This is a genomic window from Exiguobacterium sp. UBA6282 (genome assembly GCF_002440475.1).
In the GTDB taxonomy this organism is placed as follows: domain Bacteria; phylum Bacillota; class Bacilli; order Exiguobacteriales; family Exiguobacteriaceae; genus Exiguobacterium_A.
On record NZ_DJUM01000008.1, the window covers coordinates 61172 to 74517 of the forward strand.

Annotated in this window: 13 protein-coding genes and 2 pseudogenes; 7 read left to right on the forward strand and 8 right to left on the reverse strand. The window is 46.4% G+C overall.

The features are described 5' to 3' along the window. Window positions 1-500, reverse strand: a pseudogene (locus B2751_RS01805) (hypothetical protein); the annotation flags it as partial. Window positions 501-640: 140 nt separating this feature from the next. Between B2751_RS01805 and B2751_RS01810 the strand changes: the two are divergent. The 3 genes from B2751_RS01810 (at window position 641) to B2751_RS01820 (ending at window position 3518) form a co-directional block, all read left to right on the forward strand. Next, window positions 641-1081: an RrF2 family transcriptional regulator gene (locus B2751_RS01810; RefSeq protein WP_056060564.1), complete on the forward strand. Its 441-nt coding sequence runs from the start codon at window positions 641-643 to the stop codon at window positions 1079-1081. Between the two features lie 92 nt (window positions 1082-1173). After that, a complete protein-coding gene (locus tag B2751_RS01815) occupies window positions 1174-2187 on the forward strand; it encodes a hypothetical protein (protein ID WP_290772407.1) in 1014 nt (337 codons plus the stop codon). A 26-nt stretch (window positions 2188-2213) separates the two neighbouring features. Then, a complete protein-coding gene (locus B2751_RS01820) occupies window positions 2214-3518 on the forward strand; it encodes an LD-carboxypeptidase (RefSeq protein ID WP_290772409.1) in 1305 nt (434 codons plus the stop codon). A 43-nt stretch (window positions 3519-3561) separates the two neighbouring features. On the opposite strand, the gene B2751_RS01825 is transcribed toward B2751_RS01820, so the two are convergent. Next, complete coding sequence (locus tag B2751_RS01825; RefSeq protein ID WP_023467783.1) at window positions 3562-3885, reverse strand: hypothetical protein; 324 nt, start codon at window positions 3883-3885, stop codon at window positions 3562-3564. A 91-nt stretch (window positions 3886-3976) separates the two neighbouring features. On the opposite strand from B2751_RS01825, the gene B2751_RS01830 reads away from it, so the two are divergent. Continuing rightward, window positions 3977-4402: a DUF2621 family protein gene (locus B2751_RS01830; RefSeq protein ID WP_035408684.1), complete on the forward strand. Its 426-nt coding sequence runs from the start codon at window positions 3977-3979 to the stop codon at window positions 4400-4402. A gap of 42 nt (window positions 4403-4444) precedes the next feature. Here B2751_RS01830 and B2751_RS01835 read toward each other — a convergent pair whose 3' ends face one another. Both B2751_RS01835 and B2751_RS01840 read right to left on the reverse strand, forming a co-directional pair. Next, complete coding sequence (locus tag B2751_RS01835) at window positions 4445-4981, reverse strand: CcdC family protein (protein ID WP_414655210.1); 537 nt, start codon at window positions 4979-4981, stop codon at window positions 4445-4447. Continuing rightward, window positions 4967-5647: pseudogene (locus B2751_RS01840) on the reverse strand (cytochrome c biogenesis CcdA family protein); the annotation flags it as partial. The gene B2751_RS01835 and the pseudogene B2751_RS01840, both read right to left, overlap by 15 nt. A gap of 219 nt (window positions 5648-5866) precedes the next feature. Between B2751_RS01840 and B2751_RS01845 the strand changes: the two are divergent. The 3 genes from B2751_RS01845 to B2751_RS01855 all read left to right on the forward strand — a co-directional run bounded on the left by B2751_RS01845 (window position 5867) and on the right by B2751_RS01855 (window position 7786). Further along, entirely contained in the window at window positions 5867-6061 is a 195-nt protein-coding gene (locus tag B2751_RS01845) for an aspartyl-phosphate phosphatase Spo0E family protein (protein WP_290772411.1), read from the forward strand. A gap of 73 nt (window positions 6062-6134) precedes the next feature. Further along, window positions 6135-6554 carry a hypothetical protein gene (locus B2751_RS01850; RefSeq protein ID WP_035408690.1) on the forward strand — a complete coding sequence of 140 codons (420 nt, stop codon included), beginning with the start codon at window positions 6135-6137 and terminating at the stop codon, window positions 6552-6554. A gap of 305 nt (window positions 6555-6859) precedes the next feature. Beyond that, window positions 6860-7786, forward strand: a complete 927-nt coding sequence (locus B2751_RS01855; protein ID WP_056060556.1) for an SH3 domain-containing protein — start codon at window positions 6860-6862, stop codon at window positions 7784-7786. Window positions 7787-7846: 60 nt separating this feature from the next. Here B2751_RS01855 and B2751_RS01860 read toward each other — a convergent pair whose 3' ends face one another. The 4 genes from B2751_RS01860 to B2751_RS01875 all read right to left on the reverse strand — a co-directional run bounded on the left by B2751_RS01860 (window position 7847) and on the right by B2751_RS01875 (window position 13323). Continuing rightward, entirely contained in the window at window positions 7847-9610 is a 1764-nt protein-coding gene (locus B2751_RS01860; protein WP_035408695.1) for an ABC transporter ATP-binding protein, read from the reverse strand. Further along, window positions 9607-11358 (reverse strand): ABC transporter transmembrane domain-containing protein, encoded by a 1752-nt coding sequence (locus tag B2751_RS01865; protein ID WP_290772415.1) that lies wholly within the window; start codon window positions 11356-11358, stop codon window positions 9607-9609. Before B2751_RS01865 ends, B2751_RS01860 begins: the two co-directional genes overlap by 4 nt. Window positions 11359-11478: 120 nt before the next feature. After that, the gene (locus tag B2751_RS01870) at window positions 11479-11709 is read right to left on the reverse strand and encodes a YneF family protein (RefSeq protein ID WP_012370001.1); all 231 of its coding nucleotides are present in this window, start codon (window positions 11707-11709) and stop codon (window positions 11479-11481) included. Window positions 11710-11832: 123 nt separating this feature from the next. After that, a complete protein-coding gene (locus B2751_RS01875; RefSeq protein WP_422653594.1) occupies window positions 11833-13323 on the reverse strand; it encodes a transketolase family protein in 1491 nt (496 codons plus the stop codon). Between the last annotated feature and the right edge of the window lie 23 nt (window positions 13324-13346).

The window sequence follows — 13346 nt, forward strand, 5'->3', positions numbered from 1 at the left end:
GCTTCATCAATGACGGCTCCTAGATGATGTTCTTCTGCGATCAATAAGATATCTTGTTGCCGCCAATTTTCAGCACGGCGGTATTTACAAAAATGCCGACATGTATCGACGAGTTGATGGTGAACAATTGCCCATGCTTGAAGTAAAGGTGCATTTTCTTTAAGGTCATATTCGATTTGAATAGCTTGAAGAATTTCACGACTGATAATGTCAGGGTACGTCAACAGAAACGATTTCGTCTGATCGATTTCATTCAGTAAAATCAATTTAAACAGTTCACTCGATTCATGCTGGTTTGTAATCTGATTCAATAATTGACTCAGGCGTAAAATCCGCAGTGCCCGAGTTCCGTCCTGAGCTCCCGCTTCTCGAAGCGCGCGCAATTCTTCTTCGTACGTCGCCTCGAGCGAGTCATAGAAGCGCGTCGCGATCCGCAATCCCTTTTGCTCCATCGATGGACCGAGCTGTTGCAAAAGGTGTAATGCCTGATCGAAATGCATAATTTAACCTACCTTTCACCATCCATTATGCGTGAATCCACTCTCAAAAACAATCTCTAAAATGCATCTTATTTTTTGCACATTGAAAGTTGTAAATGCTTGCGTCCCCCCCTAGTATGTGTGTTAAGTAGGTGATGAAAATGCGCATGACACGTTATACGGATTACGCGATTCGGTCCCTGCTGTTCGCAGCAGCTCATCCCGATCGTTTAGTCCGAATCCAGGAAGTAGCGGATTGTTACGACATTTCTAAGAATCATTTGATGAAAGTAGTCTATCGTTTAGGACAGAGTGGTCTGATTGAATCTGTCCGTGGTCGTGGAGGTGGTTTTCGATTAGCGAGCCCTCCGGATGCAATTCATATCGGTGACGTCGTACAACTGTTTGAACCAACCGTTCATTTTCTCGATCCGCAAGAAGGCATTCACGAGATTCCTTCGCTCAATCCAGCACGTGATGCTTTCGATGATGCCATTGCGGCGTTCCATCAAGTACTCAATGGTTACACAGTACATGATTTGCTACATCCGACAGCTAATACTCATTCCCAAATACTTGAAATGATTCCGAACCGCGATTGAGCGGGTTCGGAATCTTTTTTTATTCCGTCCTCGCTCAATTGCGATTTCTCAAAACGCTCGTGGTATACTTATATAAGAAAGGAGGGGTACAGATGAACCCTCAAGAAGAACTCCATCTTTTATATCTTCGCTTAAAGGAAGAAGAACCCTCCGTTGCACGCGGTGAGGCCTTATGGGCCATCTTTGAGGAAACAGCTGATGATTCACTCCGCTTCCTCTCCTTATGGACATTTTCACAAAATCAATTTGATTTAGGACACTTCCGATCGTTTCTTGTGTCCTTCACGCTCTTAATGGAATGGATCCGAAAAGATAAGATGACACTGACTCCAAAACAAGAACTTGATTTGTACTGGAACTACAAGTCCTACTTGATCTATATGGCAGAACAAGAAGACGTGACGGTATCGCTTCTCGAAGAAGATCTTGACCGATTCATCGATTTTTGTGACGCGCATGGATTCGCGCGCACACGCGACTATATTAGCTTCATGGTTTACAGCAAGCTCGGTGACGAGGAGCAAGCCGATCACTATTTATCGGAATGGGTCGACGCACCAAGCGACGAACTCAGTGATTGCCCATCTTGTGAAGCCTTCAGCCGGATGACGTATGCAATCGAACGTGGATTCGAAGATCGCGCCTTACTTCTTTATGCGGCACTGCGACATGAACGCGGTTGTTCACGGATGCCAGATCAGGCTCATCCATACATCCTGCCATTATTCCTTAGTCGCAAAAAAGAGCGTTTTGATTGGAGCGAACGCTTGATTGAAGAAGTCAAACGTGGCGAAACACTCTTTACCGGTGGCGATGAGCCCTATCATTTATATGCGAAGATGTATTACGACACAAACTATACCTGGTTGATGGAAGAGAAAAAACAATTGATTCCATTCTTAACCGATCGTGGATATCTCCAGTTCCTACTCGCTCACTATGCATTTGCCCATCGACAATCCCTTGGTGAGGAAGCGTCGTATCTCGCAGCGCTCCGGACGAACTTATATGAAATCGCTCAATCTCTTGATCGTCGGATCGAAGGTGTCTTCTACTTGAACCTCGTCGAGCGTGAACTGAAACGGATCACCCAGTTCGTTGCTTAAATCTTATTCGTAAAGGAAGTGTCTTCATGTTAGATCATGTCCAACTCGCTATGCCGATAAACGAAGAAGATCGCGCCCGTGCATTTTATGCCGGGCTTTTACATATGAAGGAAGTCGATAAACCTGCTGGTGTTCAAAAAAGTGGTGGTGTCTGGTTTAAAGAACACGGTACAGCGCTTCACCTCGGCATCGAGGATCCATTCTCTCCTGCTAAAAAAGCGCATCCTGGATTGACTGTCGCTACATTTGAAGAAATGAGTGATCGCTTGCAAGCCGCCGGTTATCCCGTTGAGCATGATACACGACTTGCTCCGCGCCGTCGTTTCTTTACAGCGGACCCATTCGGTAACCGATTGGAAATCATTTCCGCTCATCTTCCGACCTTAACGCCGAAGAAGCTGACAGATGGTTCACATATCCGCCTAGTCGCCCCCGCTTCGAGTCTCTCGACAGTCGAGCTGAAGATCATTGACGATGCAATCGAGACACTCGAATCATTCGGATTACGCGTCTCAATCAGTCAACATGCGCGTGCTGTCAATCCGTTCGGCTCCAGTGATCCCGAGTTACGCGTTGCAGATCTCCACGCCGCGTTTGCTGATCCGAACGTCGATGCGATCCTTTGCGTTCGCGGTGGGTTCAGTACGAATGAACTCGTCGATTTACTCGATTATGAACTGATTCGGACACATCCGAAGATTCTTTGTGGCTTCTCTGATATCACGGCGCTCAGTCACGCCATTTTGACGAATACAGGTTTAGTGACATACTCTGGACCAATGTTACGGGCTTTCCGTGATCGTGACGCCTATACGATTGATTATTTCAAACAAGTCTTATTCGGAACGGACCCGGTTACAATCAAGCCGTCGATTCATTGGCGGGATTCGGATCGCGGACATGTCATCACGTTACCGAACAAAGGACCGATACTCTTATCTCCGGGACAAGCGAGCGGTCGTCTGATCGGTGGAAATCTTTGCACCTTGAACCTCCTTCAAGGCACGTCGCACTTCCCTGATTTGCGGGATACAATCTTGTTCCTTGAAGACGATTACGAAGTCCACCCAGCGACGTTCGCCCGTGATTTCGCCTCTTTGATGGCGCAACCAGGCGCCGAGACAATTCGTGGGCTCGTCTTTGGGCGGTTCCAACTCGCGACGAAGATGACGGAAGAACATCTGCGCTACTTGATTTCACTTTACCCATCACTAAAACAGATCCCGGTCCTTGCGAATGTCGATTTTGGACATACGAGTCCTTTGTTTACGTTCCCGATCGGTGGACAGGTTGACCTTCATGACGAGGTCATCCGACTTCGTATTTCTTAAATATCAAAAGAAGGAGACGCGGCAATCCGCATCTCCTTCTTTTTTAATAGTCGAGCAATCTCGAAGCGTCGATTTGACGTTTCGACCCATCCGCGAACATCTCGAGTGTCGCAAAAATCTGGTCATTTGCCCATTCATAGTGAAGTAATGTGAAGTCTTCGAGTGTCGAGACCGTCTTGAACGTTTTCCCGACCGTAAACGCACGCTTCCGGCTCGCATCTTCTGCCGGAACGGTGACGAAGATGACTGTAATCTCCTCACCCTTTGTATCATAATAGAATTCAACGATCCGACCGTCCGCTGTTTCAGGTAAGACACCTTTACGGGGCTGTCCGGTCTCGTCCAATTGTACATATGGTTGCAGCATTTTTTCGCCTCACTTTCTCCGTCATTCATCATAGCACGTCCACCTGATTTATGCTAATCTATATTTGATGTGAAAGGGGGATGAGTCGCGCATGGAATGGTTCATGAACGGGATTCTGCTCTGGGGCTTTATCATGATTACACTCATGGCAATCGGCGGGTTTTTCATGTTCCGGAAGTTCCTCAAGAAGTTGCCGAAAGAAGACGGTAAATCGATGATGGACTGGGAAGATGAGTACATCGACAAGACACGACACCTTTGGACGGATGAGACGATGGAGTTATTGAACGCTCTCGTCATGCCGGTCCCATCGGCATTTCGTGATGTCGCACGCCGCAAGATTGCCGGGCGGATCGGACAGTTCGCACTCGAGGAGCGGGCGACAGAGATGACATCTGAACTGGTCGTCAAAGGGTATATTTCTGCGACGCCGAAACGCGATCATAAATTCTTGAAAAAAGCTTTGACGGAGCACGCCATCGACTGGCGAGACTACGCATTATATTTCCAAAATTGAAGGATGCACGAAAAAACCGCCGAAGTCACCTTCAGCGGTTTTTTATTGGGGTAAATGTGCTACAGACACGGTGCCCGATTTCACCTTTTTGTATTTGAGATACATCGCGAAGCGCCACGGAGCAATCATACCGAAGGCGACGAGATAAAAGATCCCACCCGTCTCGAAGATGTCGATTTGCCCTCCGATAAAGAATTTCGCAATCGTCCGAATGAATAAGATGCCGAATAAGACGATGAAAAACGCTTTCGAACGTTGCAGATAAATCTGCCCTTCCGCTTCATAAAAATTGGATGTCTTGATCAAAAAGATACTGAAGATGGCTCCAATGAGCAATGCTTCTGCTACCTCCGTCCATGTCAGACGAGAAGCTGGGTATAAAAACTGTAGCATTCCCGTTGACATCGCAAACGGTGGGATCAAGATTTTTTTAGCGTTCGTCGGTTTTGCTGATGCCTTCACGCGAATAAAGCTGATCAGCAAACCCATGACGAGCGCTACCCCAGTTGATATCCAAATCATCCGATCACTTCCTTGATTAAAATCCTGTGAATCCGACGACNNGACGATGTCACTCATCCATGCCGCGAATTTACTGAGACCGTCAAAATACAGCATGACACCGAAGACCATCATCAAAGCTCCACCGAATTTCGTTAATTTCAGACTATACTGCACGAACAGACGCGAACGACCTACGAAAAATGCCATTAATAAGAAAGGAATCGAGAACCCAAGGACGTACGCGAGCATGTAGAACATACCTTGGCTCGGATTGGTCGCAGCTAATCCGATGACTCCTGCGAGAATCGGACCTGTACATGGTGTCCAACCAGCCGCAAAACCGATTCCGACGAGTACCGTTCCGACGTATCCCCCTTTTCGTTCCCCAAGATTCAGTTTCTTTTCACGCATCAAGAATGTCGGTTGCCATAACCCGACGAGAACGACACCGAACACGAAGATGACGAGTGCCCCGACCATCCGTAACGTATCCCGATATGTGATAAAGACATCTGCGAACAAGGACGTCGAGAGTCCAAGCACAGCGAAGACCATCGCAAATCCAACGAGGAAAGCTAACGTGTGAAACAGAGATCGCCTTTCTCGTACCCCTCGTTCCTTCAAATCCGTGACCGACACTCCTGTAATATAGGAGAGAAATACAGGATACAGCGGCAACGTACACGGAGAGACGAATGATAACAAACCGGCTCCGAACGCTAACCACAATGAGAGCTCCATATGAGCATCCCCTTTCTTTACTACTATAGAAGAAGTTCCTTCTCTATTTTGCCAAACTCCTCTGCATTTAGCACCTANNACTCATAGAAAGTTGCAAAAGATTCGTGTCCGCCAAAATTACAAAAAAATTACATTTCGTCAATTTTACTGAAATCTCGTTGCACCTAGTAAATGGACTTGCTAGAATATGGATACGACACCAATGTAAGGGAGACCGCTATGACGACAGAACAACTATTGACGTTAGCCATTGAAGCCAAACGTAGCGAATTATATCATCAAGCTGACCAGTCCAGCTTCACCTCCCCGCGTGTTTTGCAACTTAGCCATGAACTCGACGTCCTACTTTTAGAATATTCACGGACGGTCCAAAACTATACCATTCACGGTTCAAACGAACCGCTCTTATCCTAATGCACGATCCAGTCAGCATTCGAGTGCGAATGCTGACTTTTTTATGACTTCTTATTTCTGATGGAGGTGCTTTATGTCTGCTCTTACGTTCTTAGCTAGTTCCCGTCCCTTTTATGTACCTGACGATCTTCCTCGATTATACGTAGATGAAGTCGAACCGCTTGAATATGTCTCCTTGAAGCAAGGACGATTCACGATGTCTTACCTTTATACGATTGATGGTGCTGATCAATGGGAGTTCATGATTTACTTAGAGCGTTATATGGAAGAAGGAGATGTCCTCGAATTACTCTACATTGAAAATCAAAATGACAGCATGCATGACCATCTACCGTCCGCTCCACTAGTAGAGCCGATTGACATCAATATTCAACAACGAACATACCAAACGATTCACGGCACGTTTCAGCTTTCCGCTAACGATTGGATGCAGGAATTGTACCATCGTTCCTATCTGACAGCGTTTGGTGTGACGACGATCGTCAAGTATTGATCTGCATATCACCTATTTCACTTTTTCATCACTAGACGATAAAAAGGATGACATAGTTTCTATATTTAAGTCTTTTTCCTTTTAAATTGTTCGAATATTTCATCGAAAGTAAGTCAAAAGACCTATAAACGTCTATTTTTCATAATTAGTATGTCCTACCGATGACAAAAACCATTCTTTTGCAATCTTCTTGTCATACAAGCTCAGTTTGTAACTCGAATGACATTGACCTGTAAACGCACAAGTTAGATTTGCCGTGTAAAGTAGGAACAGTAAACACAGCATATGTCAGGAGGACATCAATAATGAAAAAAGCAGTTTTCGCTGCCGGTCTTGCAGCAACAGCTCTATCAGTAGGATTTGCCCAAGAGACAGAGGCTGCCTCAGAAACGGTAACAGTAAATACACCAGTACTCAACGTACGCACAGCACCTACAACTGCATCAGCAGACGTAGGCAATGTATATAAAGGTCAAACATTAAATGTCGAAGGACGTTCTGGCGCATGGATCCAAACACACATTAACGGTCAAAAACGTTATGTCCATGGCGCGTATACGTCTGCAGCAGGCTCATTCGACTTTAAAAAAGCTACAGTTACTACGGCAGTATTAAATGTCCGCACACAACCAACGACAAGCTCGAAAGATGTCGGTAACCTCTACAAAGGTGAAAAAGTCAACGTAGAAGGTAAAGTCGGTGCATGGATCAAAACAACAATCGACGGTAAAACACGCTATGTACACAGTGCATATACAACACTCGGTAGCGTAGCGAAAGCACCAGCAGCTCAACCAGCTGCGAAGCCAGCAGCTCAACCAGCTGCGAAGCCAGCGGCTCAACCGGCTGCGAAGCCCGCACCAAAAGCAGCAGCTCAACCAGCAACTGCAACAAAACAATCAACACCTGCAAAATCAGGTACAAAAGTGACGATGAACGTCAGTGCTTACACGAACGACCCATCTAACAATGGTAGCCAACTCTACAATGGTCGTGCGTTGACAGCAAGCGGTTATGACGTTACAAATACGATCACGTACAATGGTATGCGTATCGTAGCAGCTTCTTCGCAATATCCAATCGGTACACGTATGCACATCGAAGGCATTGGTGAAGCAATCGTACTCGACCGTGGTGGCGCAATCCAAGGTAACCGTCTTGATCTTCTCGTTGGTTCACAACAAGAAGCACTCAACTGGGGTCGCCAAAACGTCACAGTTACAGTCTACTAATCAAAATAAACAACCTGCCGGGCGAGATCGCCTGGCAGGCTTTTTTTATAGCTATTTTTTTTAAGAGACCGTGACATGACCAGATTGCAGTTGATACATCTTCTTATACAGTCCATCTTGCGCGATCAATTCTTGATGGTTACCTTGCTCGATCACTTCCCCTTGATGCAATACAAGAATCAAATCAGCATCTTGAATCGTTGATAATCGGTGGGCAATGGCAATCGTCGTCCGACCCTCGCGCATCCGTTCGAGCGCCACTTGGACTTTTTCTTCCGTTTCCGTATCAATCGAACTTGTCGCTTCATCGAGAATCAGGATTTTCGGATCCCGTGCCATTGTGCGTGCGAAGGAAATCAACTGACGTTCTCCAGCGGAGAATGTCGCACCCCGCTCGGCGACGGGACTGTCATATTGCTGATCGAGTTGATTGATGAATCCGTCGGCTTGAACGAACTGCGCGGCCGCTTCAACACGATCAAAGGAAATCGAACTGTCGAACAATCGAATGTTATCCGCGACCGTACCCGTAAACAAAAATGAATCCTGCAGGACGAGTCCGACATGCTTCCGAAGTTCTTCCTCCGATAACTGCTCGAGCGGTTGACCATCGATCAAAATCCGACCCGATTGGTAAGCGTAAAATCGCATCAGGATGTTGATGATCGAACTTTTTCCGCTTCCCGTATGACCAACGAGGGCAATCGTCTGTCCTTTTTTCGCCTCGAATGAAATTCCTTTCAAAACATCTTTCTCTCCATCATAACTAAAGCGAACATCTTCAAAGACGATATGTCCTTCCGACACACGTGCATCCCCTTCGAGCTGTTTCGTTGGTTCCGGTTCATCCGTATCGAGCACCTTGAATACACGGTCTGCCGAGACGACAGCTTGTTGGAACTCAGACAATTGTTGCATGATTTGCTGAACCGGTTGGAAAATTCGCTCCATGTAACTGATGAAAGCGTAAACGACACCGACTTGGACTGTTTGCGAGAATGATAAGACACCAAAGTACGTCACAAGTGTCGCAATCGAAATCGCCAGTAACAATTCGATGATGGGTCGTAGTAACCAGCTATCAAGCTTTAAGTTCTTGTAACGACCGTTTTGATGAGCGACGTTCGTCTCTTCGAATTCTGCCATTAGACGCTTTTCTTGGCGGAACTGCTGGATGATCGCCATCCCGTTGATCGATTCATTCAGTTGGGCATTGATTTTCGACAGTAAATCGCGGACTTCAGCGTAATACTTCGTCGAATACTTCCGGTAAATCCAAATGATGAAATAAAACAGTGGTAACAACAATAACGCAATCGTCGCGAGTCGCGGTTCTAACAGATAGAGGAAGATATATGTCCCAATCAACTGGACACCGCTTTGCACGAATGTCGATAAGACACCGATGTAAAGTTCTTTAATCGCTTCCGTATCGTTCGTGATCCGGGAGACGAGTACCCCAGCAGGCGTTCGATCAAAATAAGCGAGTCGTAAGTGCATGACGTGTCGGAAGACATCGATACGCAAGCGTTGAATGACTTGTAAGGCAATCTTTTGGAACTCAAATGCTTGCAAGTAATCGACGATGATCCCTGTTGTATGCAATAACAAGTACGCCGTAAACAAAAGTGCAACTTCCTTTACCGGATACGTACCCGGTGCGACATATTCATCGATAAAAATCTTGACGAGATACGGTCCCCCGAGTTTTGCCGCTGTCGTAATGAACAGCAGGATGAAAGCGATGCTGACTTGCTTTTTGAACGGTTTGACGAAATCAAGCAATCGTTTCAGGACGGCTTTTTCATTGATATCATGATTCATTCAGAACGCCCTCCTTGTTCAACAAGTGATTCTAGTTGCTGGCGATCGTACGTCTCTTTATACCAACCGTCATGAGCGAGTAATTGCTCATGTGTTCCTCGCTCGATGATCCGACCGTCTTCAAGGACGATGATCTCATCGGTATGCGACACAGCCGATAATCGGTGGGCAACGATGATTTGCGCTTGATCGTGATCCGCCGTACGGAAGTGGTGGATGATCGCTTCCTCGGTTTTCGCATCGACCGCAGACAAGGCATCATCGAGTACTAAAATCGGACAGTCTGCTAGTAACGCCCGGGCAATCGAGATCCGTTGTTTTTGACCACCAGATAACGTGACACCTCGTTCCCCAACCATCGTCGCGTATCCTTCCTTAAAGCCGAGAATGTCTTCATGGACTGCTGCGATACGCGCCGCTTCCATGATGTCTTCCATTGATGCATCTGGTTTTGCAAAGGCGATATTATCCGCAATCGAAGCAGAGAACAGGAAATGATCCTGCGGAACGATCGCTACTTGACGACGGACGGTGTCTCGTGTCAATTGTTTGATATCTCGTCCGCCGATCGTGATGGCGCCTTGTTTAACGTCATATTCACGCGATAACAAACGAACGAATGTCGATTTCCCAGCACCCGTCTTTCCGACGATCCCAAGCGATTTCCCAGGCTTCAACGTCACATCGATCTCTTGAAGGACCGGTTGCGTGTCATAGATGAATCGTTTAATCCCGACATGAAGTTCTGGTGACGAGACACTCGTTGCTGCTTCCTTCGCATCTTTAATTTCTGGTTCGATCGCAAGCATCCGTTCGATCCGGTCATAGGAAGCACGACCCCGTTCAACGATGTTGAACAACCAACCGAAGGCGAGCATTGGCCACGTCAATAAACCAAGATATGTAGTGAAGGAAACGATATCACCAATCCGGATTTCGCCTTGTCGTAACAAGTAGGCGCCATAGCCGACCGCGATGATATACGATAGACCGACTAATCCAAAAATCGTCGGATCAAACAGTGCATCAATTTTCGCCACACGACGATTCTTTTGAACAACGTCATCAGACAGATCGGTAAACGTCTGCACGTCGGATTCGACTTCCCCTGTTGCTTTTAAGACACGGACACCACTGATGCTCTCCGCGACCTTATCGTTCAAATCAGAGAACGCTTCTTGCGCGTCATGAAAACGGGAATGTAACATCTTACCGTAGCGTGACGTCAAATAGACCATCAGTGGCATTGGCAAAAGTGACACGAGCGTTAATTTCCAGCTGATCGTCGTGACCATTGTGATGATGACAAAGCTCCCCATTGTCACCGAGTCGACGAGCGTTAGAATGCCGGCCCCCGCTGTCATCGAAACAGCTTGTACGTCGTTTGTCGCATGTGCCATCAAATCTCCGCTGCGATATTTCTTATAGAACGATTGATCCAAATCTGAAAAATGACCATACAGTTGACTGCGTAACAATCGCCCGAGGCGAATCGATGCACCGAAAATGTGAAAACGCCAAAAATAACGAATGAAATACGTCGCGACCCCGATGAGTAACAATGTACCAGCTAGACGAATCAAATCATTCTTCGTCAAGCTTCCTTCACTCAGACCATTGACTGTCGTTCCGATGACCTTCGGTGGAATAAGTTCTAACCCTGCCACAAAAATCAAACAGATGACCCCAAGACTATACGCTTTCCATTCTCGTCGGAAAAACCAACCGAGTTTCCTGAAGACTCCCATTCAAGTCTCCCCCCTTTTTTTAATCCTATGATTATTTGAAATAGTCTCACATTTTAGATTAGTTCTCTTTCTAAAAAATAGCAAATAAAAAGGAGACCATTTGGTCCCCTTTCGTACAGCTTATTTTTTAGGTGATTTCATTGAACCACTCATTGAACGCATCACTTGGTTGACTTTCTTTTGTGATGGCTTTTGACCCATTTGCATCATCAATGTCTTAATCATATCTTCGTTGATTGGTGGGTTTTGCTCCAAGTAGTTCATCATGTATCGACGAGCGATATAGAAACCAAGGGCGACACCTGCTACCAAGCAAAGAAGGGCAATTAAAATCCAAATCCATGTAGCCAAGTTGCTTCCTCCTCTAACTTAAAACGTCGCTTTTTACTATACTATAATTCCAATTGTTTGCATAGATGATAATAGATGAAAAACGAGTCCGACGTAAGATCGGACCCGTTTTTCCGGAAATGATTATCCGAGTTGCTTGACAGTCGCTAAAACGTTCTCAACAGACATGCCGTATTCTTTCAAGAGGAAGTCTCCAGGAGCAGANNCGAAACGATCGATTCCGATGACTTGTCCTTCTGTTCCTACATATTTGTACCAACCGAGTGAAGCCCCTGCTTCGATTGCTACACGTTTCGTGATGTGTTTTGGAAGAACCGATTCTTTATACTCTGCTGATTGTGCTTCGAATACTTCCCATGATGGAAGTGAAACGACAGCTGCTGATTCACCAAGTTCTTTTTGTGCTTCGACAAGAAGGTGAACTTCTGAACCAGTACCGAGCAAGAGTGTATCAGCTTTCATAACGTCACCAGCGACGACATAACCACCTTTTTCAGCACCCTCTGTCGTCGTACCTTCAAGTTCAGGAAGACCTTGACGTGTCAAGACGAGGAGTGTCGGTTTATCTTTTGCTTGAACTGCTGTTTTCCATGCTGCGATCGTCTCTTTTCCGTCTGCTGGACGGTAGATCGTGACGTTCGGCATTGCACGGAAGCTCATCAAGTGTTCGACTGGCTCGTGTGTTGGACCATCTTCACCGACAGCGATCGAGTCGTGCGTCAAGACGAAGATTGATGGAAGTCCCATTAATGCAGCAAGACGAACCGCCGGACGGAGGTAATCCGAGAAGACAAAGAATGTCGCGCCGTAAGGAATGACGCCGCCGTGAAGTGCCATACCGTTGACAGCTGCTGCCATTGCGAATTCACGTACCCCGAACCAGATGTTGCGACCGCTTGGATCGATATCGAAGTCTGCTTCGCCTTTAAGCATCGTGTTGTTTGATCCTGCAAGGTCAGCTGAACCACCGAACAATGTCGGAACGTTCTTCGCGAGACCATTCAAGACTTCACCGCTTGTTTGACGCGTTGCTTTTTTCGACGACAAGTCGTATGTCGGAAGGTCTGCTTCCCAGTTGCTTGGCAATTCGTTTGCGATTGCGCGAACGAGTTCAGCATGCAATTCTGGGTGCGCTGCTTCGTATTGTTTCATTGTCTCGTTCCATGCGTCTTCTGCAGAAGCACCACGTTGGACGACCCGCTCGTCAAACAATGATTTGACTTCTTCAGGAACGTAGAACTCTTCGTGATCCCAAATGTAGCTTGCTTTCGTCAATTTGATTTCTGCTTCACCAAGTGGTGCACCGTGAGAAGCCGACTTCCCTGATTTGTTCGGTGAACCGAAACCGATGACTGTTTTGACTTCAATCAATGTCGGTTTTGTCGTCTCTGCTTGTGCCGCCGCGATTGCTTTCGAAATCGAATCGATATCCGTTCCGTCTTCTACGCGAATGACTTGCCAGTTGTACGCTTCGAAGCGTTTCTGGACGTTTTCAGAGAATGATTTATCGAGATCGCCATCAAGTGAGATATCGTTTGAATCGTACAATACGACCAATTTACCAAGACCAAGGTGACCTGCGAGTGAAGCCGCTTCAGCTGAGACACCTTCCATCAAGTCTCCATCACCACAAATAG

Bases quoted from the DNA above. Each gene is read 5' to 3' on its own strand.
- B2751_RS01810 (WP_056060564.1), top strand. From the start codon at position 641: ATGCGCATGACACGTTATACGGATTACGCGATTCGGTCCCTGCTGTTC.
- B2751_RS01815 (WP_290772407.1), top strand. From the start codon at position 1,174: ATGAACCCTCAAGAAGAACTCCATCTTTTATATCTTCGCTTAAAGGAA.
- B2751_RS01820 (WP_290772409.1), top strand. From the start codon at position 2,214: ATGTTAGATCATGTCCAACTCGCTATGCCGATAAACGAAGAAGATCGC.
- B2751_RS01825 (WP_023467783.1), bottom strand. From the start codon at position 3,885: ATGCTGCAACCATATGTACAATTGGACGAGACCGGACAGCCCCGTAAA.
- B2751_RS01830 (WP_035408684.1), top strand. From the start codon at position 3,977: ATGGAATGGTTCATGAACGGGATTCTGCTCTGGGGCTTTATCATGATT.
- B2751_RS01845 (WP_290772411.1), top strand. From the start codon at position 5,867: ATGACGACAGAACAACTATTGACGTTAGCCATTGAAGCCAAACGTAGC.
- B2751_RS01850 (WP_035408690.1), top strand. From the start codon at position 6,135: ATGTCTGCTCTTACGTTCTTAGCTAGTTCCCGTCCCTTTTATGTACCT.
- B2751_RS01855 (WP_056060556.1), top strand. From the start codon at position 6,860: ATGAAAAAAGCAGTTTTCGCTGCCGGTCTTGCAGCAACAGCTCTATCA.
- B2751_RS01860 (WP_035408695.1), bottom strand. From the start codon at position 9,610: ATGAATCATGATATCAATGAAAAAGCCGTCCTGAAACGATTGCTTGAT.
- B2751_RS01865 (WP_290772415.1), bottom strand. From the start codon at position 11,358: ATGGGAGTCTTCAGGAAACTCGGTTGGTTTTTCCGACGAGAATGGAAA.